This is a genomic window from Brevibacterium sp. FAM 27836, from assembly GCF_051351055.1.
Classification (GTDB): domain Bacteria; phylum Actinomycetota; class Actinomycetes; order Actinomycetales; family Brevibacteriaceae; genus Brevibacterium.
The window spans coordinates 2,273,303-2,288,723 of the sequence record NZ_CP195711.1 but is presented as its reverse complement, the minus strand read 5'-3'; the positions used below and the strand labels follow the sequence as shown (position 1 = coordinate 2,288,723).

Sequence of the window (15,421 nt, the reverse complement as noted above, 5' to 3'; positions counted from 1 at the left end):
TCAGCGAGGTGGCTGAGACCGAAGCTCTTCGTCGTCGAGGACACCGGCCACGGCCGCCACGATGGCGGTGAGGGCGTATTCGCCGCCATCAGGTTCTGCCGGTGTCGCGATCTCCGCGGACAATGCCTGTGCAGCGGCACCGTTTCGCGCGAAGCCCGCGACGAGTTCAAAGCACACCGCAATGGCCGAATACTTCTGCCCCCGTTGTGCGGGATGTGGGTCGAGCAGAGTCACGGCCGTCTCGGTGACAGTCAGCGCCTCGGGTCCCAGCGTCGTCGGTGGGCCAGCCGTCGCAAGCCACGGGTGCGAGGCGTGCAGTTTCAGCAGACTGTGCGCGAAGACCCGCAGATCCGCACGCCAATCCCCCGTTGGGCTGACTTCGGGTCGTTCGATCAGGACGTGGTCGCGGACGAGATCAACAAGTTCCTCCCGGTTCTTCACATGTCGATACAGTGCGGCCGCGGTGCTGTCGAGCTCAGCGGCCACCGCACGCATGGTCACAGCCTCGAGTCCGCGCCGGTCGGCGAGGTCGATTGCGGCCGCCACGATCTCCTTTCGACTCAATTTCGGCGGTCGACCGATTCCACTGGCCGGCTTAGCAGAGCTGTGAGTGTTCGCGTTGCCTTCAGTCATCGTGTTCCTCTCAGCCATCGCAGGCCGCCGCCCAACGTCGCAGCGGCGCAGTCGAGTCGCCGTCGTCGAGACGTGCACCGATCTCGGCCGCGCGCCGCCGATAATCCGAATTGCTGATTGCCTCCTCGACTCGTGACTTCAGTACGTCGCGGTTCACCCGCTTATCGGTGAGCGGTGTGACCGCTGCGCCGAGTTCGTGGGCACGCCGAGCCCAGAAGAACTGATCGGTGTGCAGAGGCAGCGGAATGCCGGGCGCTCCCGCTCGCAGGCAAGCCGCGGTGATTCCGGCGCCGGCTTGGTGCACGACCGCCGCGACCTGCGGCAGCAGCCAGGAATGGGGCACATGTCCGGCTGCGAAGACCCGGTCCGGGGCCGCCTCGGCGAGGTTCTCACCGATCTTTCCCTGCACTATCACTCTGCGGTCGGTGGTGGATTCGACGAATTCAGCGGCGGTCGCTCCGGCACCGGCAGCGGCGTCGACGCTGCCCAAGGTGATGAGGACCGGCGCCGGCCCGGCGGCGAGAAAGTCGACGAGCGGGGACGGAGCAGTCCAGTCCTTATCCTCGACAGGCCACCAGAATCCGTCGAGGCTCAAGTTGCTCGGCCAGTCGCTCGGACGCGGCAGGACCGCCGGAGAGATTCCGTGGTGGACGGGCAGTCCGGCGCGCAAGCGTCGTCGGATCCCGGCAAGACGGCTCTCCTTCGGCAGCCCCAACTCCCTGCGGACGTGGGCGATCGCCCCGTCGATGGGTGCGGGGAAACGTTCGAACAGTCGGCCGAAGCCGCGGTTGAGTACGGGGCCGAGGTGGAGATTCGAAGCGATCATCGGCGGGTAGCTTCGACTCGGCAGGGCGGGCTGCGGCAGAGCCTCGGCCGACAGAATGCTCAACGCTTCGGCGATGTCGTGGCCGTAGGGCGAGATCGGATTGGTGATGACGGCACCGAAGCCACCGTCTGTGGCTGCGGCGAGCGCGGCGCGAGCATGGTCGAGCATGTAGGACCGCAGGTGGGCGAGGTATCCCCGAGCGCCCGGAGCTGAGTCATCGGACTGCGGCGGCGGTTCGAGGGGAACGGTGAACGATACGGATTCGCAGCCGGTGGCAGTCACGGACTGCTCGTAGTCGGCATGAGTGACGATCGTTGCCCGGTGCCCGTCGGCGATGAGTCCCGAGGCGATGCGGATAGCAGGCTCGACGTCGCCGCGGGAACCAGGCGCGAGGACAAGGATCTTCATGAGTCTCCTTTGCGAACATTGTTCACTAAGGATAGCTCAGTGATCGCTGCACAGGTTTTCGGGTTCGGACCCACGGGCCGCGGTGCTTCGACTTCTCAGCGTCCTTCTGCCAGTTCACGTCGCCTCTTCGCGGCATCGCGCAGCTGCTTCCACCCGGTGAGGACGAACCAGACGAAGAACGGGTAGGCAGCGACCCTCTCGATGATGCCGACCGGCAGATTCCAGCTCTCGGGTGCGGCCATGAGCAGGGTTCCGGCGAACCCGAGTGCGCCGAAGCCGACGGTGAGTCCACCGAATTCGGCAGGCCCGATCCACCTCTTCTCCGGCCACCTCGACATCGCGATGCCGGCGGCCAGCAGCCCGAGGTTCTGCACCGCGGCACCACCGAAGCCGAAGACCGCATGCAGGGTGGGGTCGATGTCGGCGGGGACCATCCCGGTTCCGACCAGCAGCATCCCGCCCCCGGCGAGGAGGAAGGAACCGCACCTGCCCCAGACCGTCGGCGCGATCCAGTCGTGCCAGACCAAAGCGATGACCGCGAGGATCGATCCGCCGAGGATGGAGGATCCGTTGACGAGCGGGTGCGCAGGCGAACACACCTCGATCGGGGCGTCGGCGACGGACCATTCCCCGCACCCTGTCACGCCCAGGTGGCTGATCGACTGCCGAACGAACGAATAGGTGCCCTCGGACAGAAGTGCCGCGGGGATTTCGATGAGGATGACGAGCAGACCGGCAAGCACAGCGAGGAGCGCCCATACCCGCTCAGGTTTGGGCGAAACGCGGATGATGCCCGAACCGACCACCTCGGCCCCTCTGTGAGACAACCTCAGATGTCGTTCACGGTATCACCGCCCGAGTCTGAAACCTTCTGGTGAACCGCTGAGAACCCTGGCGTGTCGGGCCCGCGAAGTGGAACAGTATTGTCCATGGTCGATTACACGGTTCTTGCCGAACGCGCCTTCACCCTGCTGCAGGGACACCATCAGGACGAGCCTCTCGTACTGCCGACCGTCTGGGATGCCTGGTCGGCACGCGCCATGGTCGACGTCGGCTTCAACGCCTTGAGCATCGGTTCGCACCCGCTGGCCGATTCTCTCGGCCATGCCGATGGGGAGAACATGACCCTCGAGCAGGCGCTCGAAGGAATCTCGAGGATCACCTCGGCGGTGGACGTTCCCGTCACCGCGGATCTCGAATCCGGCTATGACACCCCGGCTCCCGAACTCATCGCCGGGCTCCTCGAAGCCGGTGCCGTCGGGGTGAATATCGAAGACACGATCCACAGTCGGGGCAGCATGCGCAGTCCCGACGAGCATGCTGCCTACATCTGGAGCCTCCGGCAGGCCGCCGAAGCTCAGCGGGTCCACGTCGTCATCAACGCGCGGACCGACGTGTTCAAATTTCCCGGCGATTTCGATGACCCCACCGCCGAGGCTGTCCGTCGTCTCCGTCTGTGCACCGAGGCGGGCGCGGACTCCGTCTACCCCGTCCGCCTGCCCGATGTCGGCACCCTCAAATCGATCCTCGCCCAGGTCACTCTGCCGTTGAACGTCACCGCTCATCCGATCAAGGGAGCAGTCCCCGAGGAGCTCGACCTCGGCCAGCTCACCGAACTCGGGGTGGGACGCGTGACCTTCGGTCCGCTGCTGCAAGCGGCGCTGACCGACTGCTTCGACGATTTCACCCGCTCCTGGCAATAGGATCCCCGCACTCCCACCTCGTCCACTCGGGCCGCTGTCGTCCCCTGAAGAGAATCCACCCGATAGAGGAGATGCAATGCCGCTCAATCCCCGTGAAGGCCAGCCGATCTGGATTGACTATGTCTGCCAGGACTTCGAGGCCGCCCAGAACTTCTACAACCAGCTCTTCGGCTGGGAATTCACCGACCAGGGCCCCGACTTCGGGCATTACACCATGATCACGAAGGACGGCAATGCCGTCGGCGGCGGCATGCAGGCGATGAACATGGACGGCACCCCGAGCCCGGAGATGCCCACCGCGTGGTCGACCTACCTGCATACTGCCGACATCGCCGGAGTCCACAAGGCCGCGCTGGCCGCCGGTGCCGCGAATGTCGTCGGTCCGATGCCCGTCGGCCCGCTCGGAGAGATGGCCGTTGTCGTCGACCCGACGGGATCGCCCATCGGCATGTGGCAGCCCGGCGAGTTCTCCGGCTTCGACACTCCGCTCACCCCGGGCACGCCGGTGTGGTTCGAGCTCATGACGACGAACTACCAGGCCGCGAACGAGTTCTACGGCACGGTCTTCTCCTTCGACATCACCCCGATGGAGGGGTTCCCCTACTCAACGCACGGCGACGGAGATGATGCCGTGGCCGGAATCTGCGATGCCAGCGAGTGGGCGCGGAATTCCCACTGGCGCACCTACTTCAACGTCGAAGACGCCGATGCGGCGGCAGCGAAGGTGACCGAGCTCGGCGGCAAGGTGCTCGCCGGTCCCGAAGACTCCCCGTACGGTCGCATCGTCACGGTCACGGATCCGGAAGGGGCGACGTTCCAGCTGCAGCAGAACCCGTGACCGGCCACGAGACCGCGGTCGCAGTACGTTTCGGGCCGCTGCGGAAACGGCTCCTCAGCCTCGGGGTCGGGGAGATCGTCGCCGCGGCGGTCTTTGCCGCAGTGCCGTCGAATCTCGCGTTCGTCGCCGCCGACGGCGCCGAGGCGGCACTGTGGTTCGCTGTGGCTCCACTGCTGTCCGTCCTCGTTCAGGGCGGCGTCTATTGGTTGCTTGCCCGGAAACACCTGCCCGCCACGATTCCGCCCCATTTCGCTCGAATCTATCGAGGACTGCGGGTTCTCGATCCGATCGTGATTCTCGGCTGCGGCATCGGCGTCGTTGCCACCTGGCCCGGACCCAGCCTCAGTGCCGTCCTCGTCGTGTTCGTCTGGCTGTTCGCGGCGGCCGAGTACATCAACTACTTCCACATCCGCCTGGCATATCCGTGGCCGGTATGGGTCGGACGGGTCGGACGCAGGTCGACGCCGAGGCTGGTCAGGGACCTCCGCGCGGTCTGAGCCCGCAGGGTGCCGAAGCCAGTGTCCTCAGGACCTCGGCACCACCCCGTCAGCCCCGCAGACCCACCCGCATCAGGCCCGCAGCGCGAGCGCGAATGGCAGCACCGAGGTGGCTCCCGCCCTGCGCAGCAAGCGTGCGCAGACCGTCATCGTCCACCGAGAGACGACCTCGTCATCGACGAGCAGCACCGACTTCCCGGCCACGGCCTCTTCGACCTCGGGCGGGACGACGAAGGCCTCATAGAGGTCTTTGACTCGGAAGGCGCTGTTGACGTCCGGGGTGCCGTGGTCGCCGATCTGAAGCAGTTCACCCCCGTCGGCGAGACGACCGGCCGCAGCGAGATTCTCAGCCAAGGACCGAACGGTCACGGGGCGACGGCCGCTCGGAATCGAGACGACTACCTCGGGGCGAGAATTCCAATCCCACTGAGCAAGCACTTCAAGGCACCACTTGCCGATCTGCCCGGGGACCTCGACATCGGGAGCATCGGAGGCGAGGAATGACCGCAGCGTCTGCCCCTGCCCGAGGTCGGACAGGCGGGCGATCGCACGCCCTTCCTCGGCGAGTTCTTCCGCGGGGATCCGGCCCTTGAGAGGCACGCCGATATTGGCCAACCCGCTGGGCCACGTACTGCGCGGTTCGATGGGCAAGCCGATCTTGTGGAGGTTCCCGGCCGCAGCCTGACGCTGCTCGTCGGAGATCTCAGCGGAGAACCACACACCGGCGCAGTTGTCGCAGCGCCCGCATGGCTGCGGGTCGGGATCGTCGAGCTGCCGGATGAGGAACTCCATCCGGCATTGACCGGTCGCTTCGTAGTCGAGCATGGCCCGGGCCTCTTCGGCGCGGACGGCCGCGACCTTTTCGTATCGCTCCCGGTCATAGGCCCAGCCCATCCCGGTGGAGACGTACCCACCGCGGACCTTGGACACGGCGTCTTCGACTTCGAGGGTCTTGAGCAGCAGATTCAGACGGGACCTCTTGGTTCCGACCAGCGTCTCCAAGCGGGCCACGGACAGGGGGCCGTCCGCCTCGGCGAGGGCCGCGAGCACAGCATTCGCGTCGTTCTGGTTCGGCATCGATGCGGTGGCGAAATACTCCCAGATCTGTTCGTCTTCGGCACCGGGCAGCAGGAGCACATCGGCGGAGTCCGTAGCGCGGCCGGCACGACCGACCTGCTGGTAATAGGCCACGGCCGAGGACGGTGCCCCGATGTGGATGACGAAACCGAGGTCGGGTTTGTCGAAGCCCATGCCCAGCGCCGAGGTGGCCACCAGCGCCTTGAGGCGGTTGTCCTTGAGCTGCTGTTCGAGTTCGGCACGTTCTTCGGCATCGGTCCGGCCCGTATAAGCGCGGACCTCGTGGCCCTGCTCGCGCAGCATCCGGGTGATGTCCTCGGCGGCGGAGACGGTGAGGGTGTAGACGATGCCGGAGCCGGTGAAGTCACCCAGGTGTGAGGCCAACCAGGCGATGCGGGCACTGGCGTCGAGTCCGGGCAGGACCCCGAGCCGCAGCGAGTCGCGGGCGAGTTCGCCGCGGACGACGGTGGTGTCGTCGCCGAGCTGTTCGGCGACGTCGGCGACGACCCGGGAGTTCGCGGTCGCGGTCGTCGCGAGCACCGGGGTGTTCGTCGGCAGTTCGGACAGGATCCGGCCGATGCGGCGGTAGTCGGGGCGGAAGTCATGCCCCCAGTCGGAGATGCAGTGGGCTTCGTCGACGACGATGAGGCCGAGGAAGGACAGCAGCTGCGGCAGCACCTCGTCGCGGAACTGCGGGTTGTTCAGCCGCTCCGGGGAGACGAGGAGGACATCGAGGCTGCCGGCTCTGAGGTCCTCGAGCACGGAGTCCCACTCGGTGACGTTCGAGGAATTGAGACTGGCGGCACGGACACCGGCACGCTCGGCAGCGGCGATCTGGTCGCGCATGAGCGCCAACAGCGGCGAGATGATGAGGCTGGGTCCGGTGCCGGAGGCCCGGAGCATGCGGGTGGCGACGAAGTACACAGCCGACTTGCCCCACCCCGTGCGCTGGACGACGAGCACGCGTTTCTTGCCCTGGACGAGGTCACGGATCGACTCGAGCTGACCGTCGCGGAACTGCGCGCTCGGGTCTGCGGTCAGCTCGGCGAGGATCCGCTGAGCGGAGGCGGCGAAGTCGTCGGGAGTTGCCGAAACGGGCGGGGACGTCGGGATGCTTTCCGTCATGGGGCCAGTCTAGGTGGAGGCACTGACGCGACCCGGCCGGAGGCCCCGTCCTCGACTCAGCGCAGCGCGAGTTCGATGCCGAGCGTTGCGAGCACGCCGAAGAGCACTCCCCACATGATGATCGAGATGACCTGCCAGAAGGCGACGACATTGCGGTTCGCACCGAAGCCGACCATCGCCGAGGACGTGATCTGTGAGGGCAGGAAGGTCTGGCCGAGCAGCGAGACTCCCGGCACGCCGAACTTGTCGAACATGCGCTTGAGCCGTTGCCGTTTCGGCGACTCATCAGGTTCCTTGTTCTTCGTCGCCCTGTCGCGAATGGCACCGGTTCCATAGACGAAGGCGAGCATCGAGATCACATTGCCGATGACGGCCATGAGGATGGCGACGACCGGGTGGAGGCCGATCGCCACACCGATGACCGAGCCGAAGTAGGACTCGACGAAGGGGATGGCGGAGACGAGAAGGATGCCCGCCCACTGCAGCCAGTCGGGAATGGACGCGGCGAATTCCTGGAGGCTCTCGATCATTTCGGACTCCCTTTCCACAGGGTCGATGCTCTGTCTAGTACGGCGTACTAGTACACTGTACTACACTGGCGCATGGCCGCGCCGCGATTCGGCGGTCGCCTGGCATATGGTGGGATCACAAGGGAAGAGGAACATGGCTCGTCGCGCAGAGATCATCGAGGCCGCGATCAGGCTGGCCGAACGGTCGAGCCCCGGTCAGGCGAATCTCAGTGTGAGAGCCGTGGCCAAGGAGGCCGGGATCGGAGCATCGACTCTGCGGCACTACTTTCCCACTCAGGCCGCTCTGCACGAGGCGATCGCGCAGAGCTACATGGAAGTCGCGATCAAGGACTTCTCGATCGACGACGCGGCCCGCGATCCACGGCAGCGTCTCTTCGAGTGCTGCTCCCAGTTCCTACCCTCGCATGAGCATCGCGATCTCCAACTCGATGTCTGGCTGACCATGCACATCAGCGCCCTCGGGCCCGAGCAGCGTACGCGGGCCCGCCGGCTGATCGAACACGGCCATCAGGTCACCTATGACTGTCTCCACAGGTGGCTGGGCCTCCTCGCCGAGGAGGGCCATATCGATCCCGCCGAGGTGCCACCCTCGGCGACCGCCCTGTTCACGATGCTCGACGGACTGAGTCTGCATGCGATCATCGCCCCCGAGCGCATCACCGTCGATGCCGCCCTCGATCAGCTCAGATGGCTGATCGCGAAGCTGCTCGACGGCTGATCACCGCATCGTCGCTGCGGCACGGCGGAGAGCCGCGGTCAGCCGTGCGAGCTTCTCCGAAGCCAGCTTCCAATGGTGCCAGTACAGGGGCACGTCGATGGGCCGGGCCTCGGGGATCTGAACGAGATCGTCGTCGAGTTCGTCGAGCTGGAGCACGGGCAGCATCCCCCAGCCGACACCGGCTGCCACTGCGGTCGCGAAATCGGCGGAGCTCGGCACCACCGACATCGGCGGGGTCACCTCGACTCCCTCGCGGCGGAGGAATGACAGCTGCAGATCGTCGTCCTTGCCGAAGTTCACCATGGGCATCCTCTCCAGGTCCACCTCGGCGCCGGTGCTGTGCCTGGCCAGCAGATGCCTGGTGGCGACGGCGACATAGCGCATCGACCCGAGCCATTCGACCTCGGTCCCGTATCCGCCGACCTGCGCCGAGGTGATCGTTCCCAACACTTCGCCCGAGGTCAGGAGGCCGAGCGCCTTGTCCTGGTCGGCGAGCTCGATGCGGATGACGATGTCATCCCAGCCGGCCGCCTCGGCGAAGATCGGACGAAACCACGTCGCCATGGAATCGGCGTTGACCCCGATCCGCAGCACTGTGGGGATCCGGGCCGCGGTGCCGGACCCGGCCCGGTCGGCGTCGGTCCGGCCGGGTGCATCGATGTCGATGAGACGGTCCATCGTCTCGGCCTCGAGCAGCTCGACCTCCCGGGCGTACCTGAGGACCGCCTGCCCCGCCTCGGTGACGGTGATCGGATTGCTGCGGCGGATGAGCACCTGTCCGAGGCGGGACTCGAGGGTGCGGATGCGCTGACTCGCAGCCGAAGGCGTGATCCCCAGGACGAATGCCGCGCCTTCGACCGTGCCCTCGTCGACGGCCGCGGCGAGCGCCTTGACGTGCTCGATGTTCATGAAGCAATTGTGCATCAGATGAAGATTCTTGTGTTTTTCTTACCCGGCTGCGGACTCTAATCTTGAGTCCGTGCTCACTCATCTCGTCACCGGACTCCTCACCGGCTGGTCGCTCATCATCGCCGTCGGACCTCAGAACGCTCTCCTGCTGCGGCAGGGCATCCGGCGTGAGCACCTCGGCGTCGTCGTCACTATCTGCATCGTCGCCGACGTCCTGCTCATCGGAGCGGGCACGGTGGGCATCGGCGCGATCGTGCTCTTGGCGCCATGGGCTCTGGAGATCCTGCGCTGGCTGGGCGTGGCCTATCTGCTCTGGTTCGCGTGGACCAGCCTGCGCTCGGCACGCGCTGCCACCGGGCTCGAAGCGGACACCCAGCAGCGCAGCCTCAAGTCGGTCATCCTCACCACGCTGGCGCTGACCTTCCTCAATCCCGGTGTGTACATCGATACCGTCGTCATGCTCGGCAATCTCGCCAATCAGCAGGGCGAGGGCAACGTCTGGCCGTTCACGCTCGGGGCCATGCTCGGTTCGATGAGCTGGTTCCTCGCCATCGGCTACGGCGCCCGCGGACTCTCCCGGTACCTGGCCCGGCCGCGAGTGTGGCAGGTCCTCGACATCGTCATCGCGATCGTGCTCATCATCCTCGCGCTGCGGCTGGCACTCGGGTAGGCACGGCCGGCCATGTCAGGGCCGGCCGGTAGCCTCACCGACATGGATCCCCGCATCGATCTGCCGCTGCGATCAGTGAACAAGCACGCTCTGTCGCCTCCGGAGCTGAGTCCCTGGCTGCGCGAGCTGCCGGCCGTCCGCAACGTTCTGGAGGGATTCGAGTTCGAACGCACGACCGTCTTCGTCGGCGAGAACGGTTCGGGCAAGTCCACGATCATCGAAGCCATCGCTACGGCCCTCGACCTGCCGCACGGCGGTGGCTCCGACTGGGAGAGGCGCGATCACGCCGAGGCGCCTCCCGAGCTGAGCGACCACCTGCAGATCATTCGCGGAGCGTCAGCTGACCGCGGCGGCTTCTTCCTCCGCGCCGAGACGATGCACGAGAACATGGCCTACCTGCTGGACGTCGGTTCCATCCGCGGCCGCCAGTACGCCCAGCGGTCACATGGCGAGATGTTCGTCGACCTGCTCACGGGCAGATTCATGGGGCTGGGGCTGTGGATCCTCGATGAGCCGGAGAGCGCGCTGTCCTTCACCGCTTCGCTCACTCTTCTCCAGCTCATCCGCGAACGCCAGCGCAACGGCCTGCAGACGGTCATGGCCACGCATTCTCCGATCCTCGCCCGAGCCGAGGGGGCGAAGCTCGTCGAGGCCGGGGAATGGGGGCTGCGCGAGTCCACGTGGGAAGACCTCGACATGGTCGACCACTGGCGCCGCTTCCTCGACGACCCGCAGCGGTACCTTCGCTACCTCGACGACTGACCGAGGCGACCCCTTCCGCCGCGCCCGGCCCAGCACTACAAGCTCAGACTCGGGTGCAGCTGCGTGAGCGTGACCATGCGTTTGCGGCTGCACACGACGACGGTCGCGGCCAGGGCGATGAGCGTCATCAGCAGCAGAACCACCGCCGACTGCCCGGCGATGAACATGTCGCCGCCGGCGATGAGTGTGCGCAGTCCGTTGACCGCGTGCGTCATCGGCAGGAACGGCGAGATGATCTGGAAGATGCCCGGCGCCGTCTCCACGGGATAGGTCCCGCCCGCCGAGGCGATCTGGATCATCAGCAGCACGAGCGCGATGAGCCGCCCGACTCCTCCCAGTGCGGCCACACACAGCTGGTGGATCGCGTGGAAGTTCGCGGCGATGAGCACCGAGAACAGCAGGGTCCACAGCCATGCTCCTGCCGAGAAGTCGAGGGCGAAGGTGAGCACGAGGTAGAGCACTGCGACCTGCGCTACTCCGAAGAGCAGACCCGGCACGTATCCGGCCCAAGCGATGCGCGAAGACTTCGCCGATGAGGCCAGGGCACGATAGGGAATCGCGTTGAGGACCATGTAGGTGATCATGCCGCCGATCCACAGCGCCAGAGACACGAAGAAGGCTGCCAAGCCCTCACCGTAGGCGTCGACGGCGTTGTCCTCGGCCTTCTCCGCATCGACCGGCACGGCCACGACGTCCGACCGGTGGTCGCGATCGTTCTTGTCGTACGTCGGGATCTGCTCAAGCCCCTTCTCCAAACCGTCAGCGAGTTCCTCGGAACCGTCGACGAGCTTGCCCGCACCCTTGTCGAGTTCGGTCGACCCGTCGACGAGCTGCGAGGAGCCGTCCTTGAGGTCATCGGCTCCGTCCTTGGCCTTCGCGGTGCCGTCCTTGAGTTCGACGGCACCGGAATGGAGATCATCGGCTCCCGTGGCGAGCTTGCCCGCCCCGGCATCGAGCTTGATCAGGCCGGAATGGAGGTCGTCGGCTCCAGTGGAGACCTTCTGCGCCCCATCGTCGAGCTGACCGATCTTCTTGTCCGCGGCCCTGATCTTCTCCATGACGGAATCGACGGCGTCGGTCACCGGGCCCTCGAGGCGCTTGGCTTCGTCCTTCGCATCGGAGGCACGCGTGTGCGCACTGTCGAGATCCTCGCCGAGGCCGTTCATGTCGTCCGCGAGTCTCTGCACATTCTCATCGTCCGGATAGTCCTTCTGCAGCTGCTTGATCCGGTCGTCCATGTCCCCGCGCACGGTGGTGCGAGCATCATCGAAGTCGCCTTCGGCACGTTCGAGCTTCGGCCGGGCCCCGTCGACGAGGTCATCGGCCTTGCGCTTGAGGTCCTCCGCCTTGTCCGTGGTCTCATCGGCGACGTCACGGAGCTCGGAGGTGCCGTCGGCGACCTGGCCGGCTCCGTCGGCGAGTTCGCTCGAACCGTTCTTCGCCTCGGTCGTCGACTTCGCTAAGGTATCGGCGCCGTCGGCGAGGTCGCCGCTGCCCTTCTTGAGCTCCCCGGCGCCGTCGTCAAGATCGCCGAGTCCCGTTCTCAGCGTGCCGACGCCCTTGTCGAGCTCGGTCGTCCCGTCGACGAGCTGACCGGTTCCGTCGTGGAGTTCGACCGAACCGTCGTGGAGCTCCGCCGCCCCGTCTGCGGCCTTCTTCGTCTCCGCGTGGATGTCATTGAAGCCAAGGTAGACCTCGTTGACGTATTCGGACGTGGTCGTCTTGTTCAAACCCGAATTGATCTCATTGAGCACAGTGCCGGCCACTTGGCCGACGATGAAGTTGTGGGCGTCGTCGGTGCGCAGCTGCAGACCGGCCCGTTCCGGATCGTCGCCGCCGGTGGACACCAGGGCCTGTGAGAAGTCCTTCGGGATCTCGAGGATCGCGAAGTACTTGCCTTCGGACAGGCCCTTGTCGGCTTCCTCCTGGCTCGTCTCGGTCCAGTCGAATCCGCCCTCGCCCTTCGGGGTGATCTCATCGACGAGTTCATCGCCGGCGTGCAGGGTCTCGCCGTCGGAATCCGGCTTCTCCGCCCCGACGTCCTCGTTGACCACTGCCGCCTGCAGCTTGTCGAGATGGTCGGTCGGGTTCCAGTTCGAGGCCAGGTAGAGGCCGCCGTAGATGGCGGGGATGATGGCGATGACGATCATCGCCAGGCGCGTGATCGTGTGTCGTTTGAACCGTGAGAGCTCTAGCCAGGGAAGGGAGAACATACGGGAATCTCCTCGGGATCGAAATCGTGGTGGAGGACTGTCAGTGCGGATGGGGCCGCGGTCGGAACGCAGCCGGGAGCCGCCTCGGCGAGTGCAGGCGACGGTGCGGACATCGTCAGTGCCGCGATCGACTGTGGGGTCTCTGGCTGACGGGCAGCTCGAGTTCGACGACCGCCCTCGGCTCCGCGTGGGGTCCGAGTGATCGCTGTGCGATGTCGAATTCGCCGGCGTCCTCGCAGGAGACGATGACCGTGAGCGGCTTGTCCGGCTCTCGAGTCTTCCGCAGCTGCTGGTAGACGAGGATCCCCGCCCAGGCTCGCGCCCGGTCGGCTGATTCGCGCAGGTAGTCGATGTTATCGATGACGACGACGGGCGGTCGGCTCAGGCAGGCCAAGCCGAATTCGAGGAAGAACTTCTGCAGCTCGCTCAGTTCCGAGACGAAGACCTCTCCGTCGTCGTCGATGAGGAAGTCTGCCCGCTGCGCATCTGTGGTCGAGAACGTCCCTTCGGGCTGTTCGTCGATGAAGTCCGTCGCCGACTGCAGAGTCTCGCGGAACAGGCCGATGATCTCGCGCAGCGATGACTTCGACACCCAAGGCTTATACCAAGGCTGCAGCATGATCTGGCGTTCGGCGACGTGCTGGGCCACAGTGAAATCGTTCTCGAGGTCGGTCAGACCCTCGACATGTCCGACCGCGACCAGGCCGCGAACGGCGCGGGCCCGTTTGCGGATGTCGAGTTCGCCGAGGCGGCCCTCCCCCGCCGAGACCCGCATCCGTCCAGCGAGGGACAGGAGGAAAGAGGTTTTTCCGCTGCCGGCGGGACCGCGGACGATCGCGAGTCCGCCCTCCGGAATCTCGAGGTCGATGTCGTCGAAGACCTCGCCCTGCTTGCCTGACAGGGACCAATTGCGCACTGCAATCGACTGCTCGTCGCTGTCCGTGTCCTCGGCGAGAGTCTCTGTGGTGCTCTCCATGGCCATGGCTCCCAATCGTCCGTTCCCACGTGTCTGTGCGGGCTTGTCTGTCCTCGCGCCGACCCTCAGTGCCTCCGGGCGCCGACGCGCCGCTTATGTGACTGCAGACTACGCCACCGGAGGGGAACGGCGGCATAAGGAGGGGCCGACAGACTTCAGGTTACTCATAGGTAACTCTAGCGGATCGTCTCACGAATACGGGCTCAGAAAAAGGCGATTGTCGGCAATCGCACACCATCGCCTCCGCCTGCGGGCGCGATTCGGAGTCCGCAACGTCTCCTGTGCAGCTGCGGCACGATGCGGAGTACTAAGGTTGAAAGGAACGAATACGCAGATGGGAACGAATACGCACATGAGGACGAGGAGCGGATGAGCACGGCGGATCGCGGTCTCACGCAGCTGCACAGGGCCTGGGGCCTGAGCCCGTCGACGCTCGCACCCGGATGCTTCGCCTCGGTGATGGCCACCGGCATCGTCGCGGTCGGCGCTCAGCTCAAGGGGCTGCACCTGCTCAGCGTCGTCCTGTTCTGGCTGGCTGTCGTCCTCTACCTGTTCTTCATCGCCCTATCCCTCATTCGGGTGGTCCGCTACCGGGATGACCTGCGTGCCGACCTTCACAATCCCAGTCGCGCCTTCGGGTTCTTCACTGCTGTGGCGGGCACGAATGTCCTGGCCACAGCGCTGATCGGGCTCGGGGTGGTGCAACCGGCGCTGGTGCTCTTCGGCATCGGCGCCCTCTTGTGGCTGATCCTCGGGTACGGAATTCCGTTCACTGCGATCCTCGGCTCGAACATCCACCCGGTGTCCAAGGAAGTCAACGGCACCTGGCTGGTCTGGGTGGTGGCGTCTCAGTCCGTGGCCGTCGTCGCCTCGAGCCTGGCGATCGAAACCGCGAACACCGAGTTCTCCTCTGCGGGCTTCGTCGTCTTCCTCACCCTGGTCGCTGTGGTGATGTGGGCCGTGGGATTGGCGCTCTATGTCGTCTGCTCGGTGTCGATCTTCGTCAGGGTTCTGCGGCATCGATTCGGGCCTGAAGACCTCGACGCCCCGTACTGGGTGACGATGGGGGCCTTGGCGATCACGATCGTTGCGGGATCGCGGATCCTCGAACTCGAGGCCTCGCCGATCCTTGATGCCACACGCATGGTCGTCGGCGGATCGTCGACGCTGCTGTGGGCCTTCGCCACCTGGCTCATCCCGGCTCTCGTTCTGGCCGGAGCGTGGCGGCACCTCATCCACCGGGTGCCGATGAGCTACTCGGCGGGTCTGTGGAGCATGGTCTTCCCCCTGGGCATGTACGCGGTGGCGAGCATGTTCCTGGGCCGCTCGGATCGGTTGCCCGCGATCGAGTGGATCGGTCAGCACTGGTTCTGGATCGGCTTCGTCGTGTGGGCGATCGTCTTCGTCGCGATGGTCGTGTCGTTCGTCCGGACCGTCCGCCCCCGGTAGGCGCCCGCGAGCGTCACCGCCTCTCGCAGGCGGCACAACGCCCCGCCGACGTCATCTCATACCGGTGCAACGGTGCGAGATGGCGCC

At 65.8% G+C, this 15,421-nt stretch carries 15 protein-coding genes; 7 read left to right on the top strand and 8 right to left on the bottom strand.

Annotated elements, in window-relative coordinates:
* The 3 genes from ACSE4D_RS10270 to ACSE4D_RS10260 all read right to left on the bottom strand — a co-directional run bounded on the left by ACSE4D_RS10270 (position 1) and on the right by ACSE4D_RS10260 (position 2,694).
* Positions 1–546, bottom strand: coding sequence for a TetR/AcrR family transcriptional regulator (locus tag ACSE4D_RS10270; RefSeq protein ID WP_436325909.1), 546 nt, complete (start codon positions 544–546; stop codon positions 1–3).
* Between the two features lie 97 nt (positions 547–643).
* Positions 644–1,867, bottom strand: coding sequence for a glycosyltransferase (locus ACSE4D_RS10265; protein WP_436325908.1), 1,224 nt, complete (start codon positions 1,865–1,867; stop codon positions 644–646).
* Between the two features lie 95 nt (positions 1,868–1,962).
* Positions 1,963–2,694 (bottom strand): DUF998 domain-containing protein, encoded by a 732-nt coding sequence (locus tag ACSE4D_RS10260; RefSeq protein WP_167854413.1) that lies wholly within the window; start codon positions 2,692–2,694, stop codon positions 1,963–1,965.
* Between the two features lie 102 nt (positions 2,695–2,796).
* On the opposite strand from ACSE4D_RS10260, the gene ACSE4D_RS10255 reads away from it, so the two are divergent.
* The 3 genes from ACSE4D_RS10255 to ACSE4D_RS10245 all read left to right on the top strand — a co-directional run bounded on the left by ACSE4D_RS10255 (position 2,797) and on the right by ACSE4D_RS10245 (position 4,905).
* A complete protein-coding gene (locus tag ACSE4D_RS10255) occupies positions 2,797–3,570 on the top strand; it encodes an isocitrate lyase/PEP mutase family protein (protein ID WP_135539812.1) in 774 nt (257 codons plus the stop codon).
* Positions 3,571–3,646: 76 nt separating this feature from the next.
* Positions 3,647–4,408, top strand: a complete 762-nt coding sequence (locus tag ACSE4D_RS10250) for a VOC family protein (RefSeq protein ID WP_135539810.1) — start codon at positions 3,647–3,649, stop codon at positions 4,406–4,408.
* Entirely contained in the window at positions 4,405–4,905 is a 501-nt protein-coding gene (locus ACSE4D_RS10245; protein WP_205683342.1) for a hypothetical protein, read from the top strand. The genes ACSE4D_RS10250 and ACSE4D_RS10245 overlap by 4 nt, the downstream gene beginning before the upstream one ends.
* 72 nt (positions 4,906–4,977) lie before the next feature.
* On the opposite strand, the gene ACSE4D_RS10240 is transcribed toward ACSE4D_RS10245, so the two are convergent.
* Together ACSE4D_RS10240 and ACSE4D_RS10235 are read right to left on the bottom strand one after the other, a co-directional pair.
* Complete coding sequence (locus tag ACSE4D_RS10240; RefSeq protein ID WP_135539808.1) at positions 4,978–7,107, bottom strand: RecQ family ATP-dependent DNA helicase; 2,130 nt, start codon at positions 7,105–7,107, stop codon at positions 4,978–4,980.
* A gap of 56 nt (positions 7,108–7,163) precedes the next feature.
* Complete coding sequence (locus tag ACSE4D_RS10235) at positions 7,164–7,637, bottom strand: hypothetical protein (protein ID WP_135539806.1); 474 nt, start codon at positions 7,635–7,637, stop codon at positions 7,164–7,166.
* 133 nt (positions 7,638–7,770) lie between these two features.
* Here ACSE4D_RS10235 and ACSE4D_RS10230 point away from each other — a divergent pair, with 133 nt between their 5' ends.
* On the top strand, positions 7,771–8,355 hold the full coding sequence (locus ACSE4D_RS10230) for a TetR/AcrR family transcriptional regulator (protein ID WP_135539804.1): 585 nt from the start codon (positions 7,771–7,773) through the stop codon (positions 8,353–8,355).
* On the opposite strand, the gene ACSE4D_RS10225 is transcribed toward ACSE4D_RS10230, so the two are convergent.
* On the bottom strand, positions 8,356–9,264 hold the full coding sequence (locus tag ACSE4D_RS10225; protein WP_167854412.1) for an ArgP/LysG family DNA-binding transcriptional regulator: 909 nt from the start codon (positions 9,262–9,264) through the stop codon (positions 8,356–8,358). It abuts the gene before it with no gap.
* A 70-nt stretch (positions 9,265–9,334) separates the two neighbouring features.
* On the opposite strand from ACSE4D_RS10225, the gene ACSE4D_RS10220 reads away from it, so the two are divergent.
* Both ACSE4D_RS10220 and ACSE4D_RS10215 read left to right on the top strand, forming a co-directional pair.
* Positions 9,335–9,934 carry a LysE/ArgO family amino acid transporter gene (locus ACSE4D_RS10220; RefSeq protein ID WP_135539800.1) on the top strand — a complete coding sequence of 200 codons (600 nt, stop codon included), beginning with the start codon at positions 9,335–9,337 and terminating at the stop codon, positions 9,932–9,934.
* A 42-nt stretch (positions 9,935–9,976) separates the two neighbouring features.
* Entirely contained in the window at positions 9,977–10,696 is a 720-nt protein-coding gene (locus ACSE4D_RS10215) for an AAA family ATPase (protein WP_135539798.1), read from the top strand.
* A 35-nt stretch (positions 10,697–10,731) separates the two neighbouring features.
* On the opposite strand, the gene ACSE4D_RS10210 is transcribed toward ACSE4D_RS10215, so the two are convergent.
* Both ACSE4D_RS10210 and ACSE4D_RS10205 read right to left on the bottom strand, forming a co-directional pair.
* Positions 10,732–12,909, bottom strand: a complete 2,178-nt coding sequence (locus tag ACSE4D_RS10210) for a YhgE/Pip family protein (protein ID WP_426937006.1) — start codon at positions 12,907–12,909, stop codon at positions 10,732–10,734.
* 115 nt (positions 12,910–13,024) lie between these two features.
* Positions 13,025–13,885: an ATP-binding cassette domain-containing protein gene (locus tag ACSE4D_RS10205; protein ID WP_135539795.1), complete on the bottom strand. Its 861-nt coding sequence runs from the start codon at positions 13,883–13,885 to the stop codon at positions 13,025–13,027.
* Positions 13,886–14,254: 369 nt separating this feature from the next.
* Between ACSE4D_RS10205 and ACSE4D_RS10200 the strand changes: the two genes are divergently transcribed.
* The gene (locus ACSE4D_RS10200) at positions 14,255–15,334 is read left to right on the top strand and encodes a tellurite resistance/C4-dicarboxylate transporter family protein (protein WP_135539793.1); all 1,080 of its coding nucleotides are present in this window, start codon (positions 14,255–14,257) and stop codon (positions 15,332–15,334) included.
* Positions 15,335–15,421 lie beyond the last annotated feature (87 nt).

Coding starts and splice junctions, on each gene's coding strand:
- ACSE4D_RS10255 (WP_135539812.1), top strand. CDS start 2,797: ATGGTCGATTACACGGTTCTTGCCGAACGCGCCTTCACCCTGCTGCAG.
- ACSE4D_RS10240 (WP_135539808.1), bottom strand. CDS start 7,107: ATGACGGAAAGCATCCCGACGTCCCCGCCCGTTTCGGCAACTCCCGAC.
- ACSE4D_RS10200 (WP_135539793.1), top strand. CDS start 14,255: ATGAGCACGGCGGATCGCGGTCTCACGCAGCTGCACAGGGCCTGGGGC.
- ACSE4D_RS10235 (WP_135539806.1), bottom strand. CDS start 7,637: ATGATCGAGAGCCTCCAGGAATTCGCCGCGTCCATTCCCGACTGGCTG.
- ACSE4D_RS10230 (WP_135539804.1), top strand. CDS start 7,771: ATGGCTCGTCGCGCAGAGATCATCGAGGCCGCGATCAGGCTGGCCGAA.
- ACSE4D_RS10215 (WP_135539798.1), top strand. CDS start 9,977: ATGGATCCCCGCATCGATCTGCCGCTGCGATCAGTGAACAAGCACGCT.
- ACSE4D_RS10250 (WP_135539810.1), top strand. CDS start 3,647: ATGCCGCTCAATCCCCGTGAAGGCCAGCCGATCTGGATTGACTATGTC.
- ACSE4D_RS10210 (WP_426937006.1), bottom strand. CDS start 12,909: ATGTTCTCCCTTCCCTGGCTAGAGCTCTCACGGTTCAAACGACACACG.
- ACSE4D_RS10265 (WP_436325908.1), bottom strand. CDS start 1,867: ATGAAGATCCTTGTCCTCGCGCCTGGTTCCCGCGGCGACGTCGAGCCT.
- ACSE4D_RS10225 (WP_167854412.1), bottom strand. CDS start 9,264: ATGAACATCGAGCACGTCAAGGCGCTCGCCGCGGCCGTCGACGAGGGC.
- ACSE4D_RS10205 (WP_135539795.1), bottom strand. CDS start 13,885: ATGGAGAGCACCACAGAGACTCTCGCCGAGGACACGGACAGCGACGAG.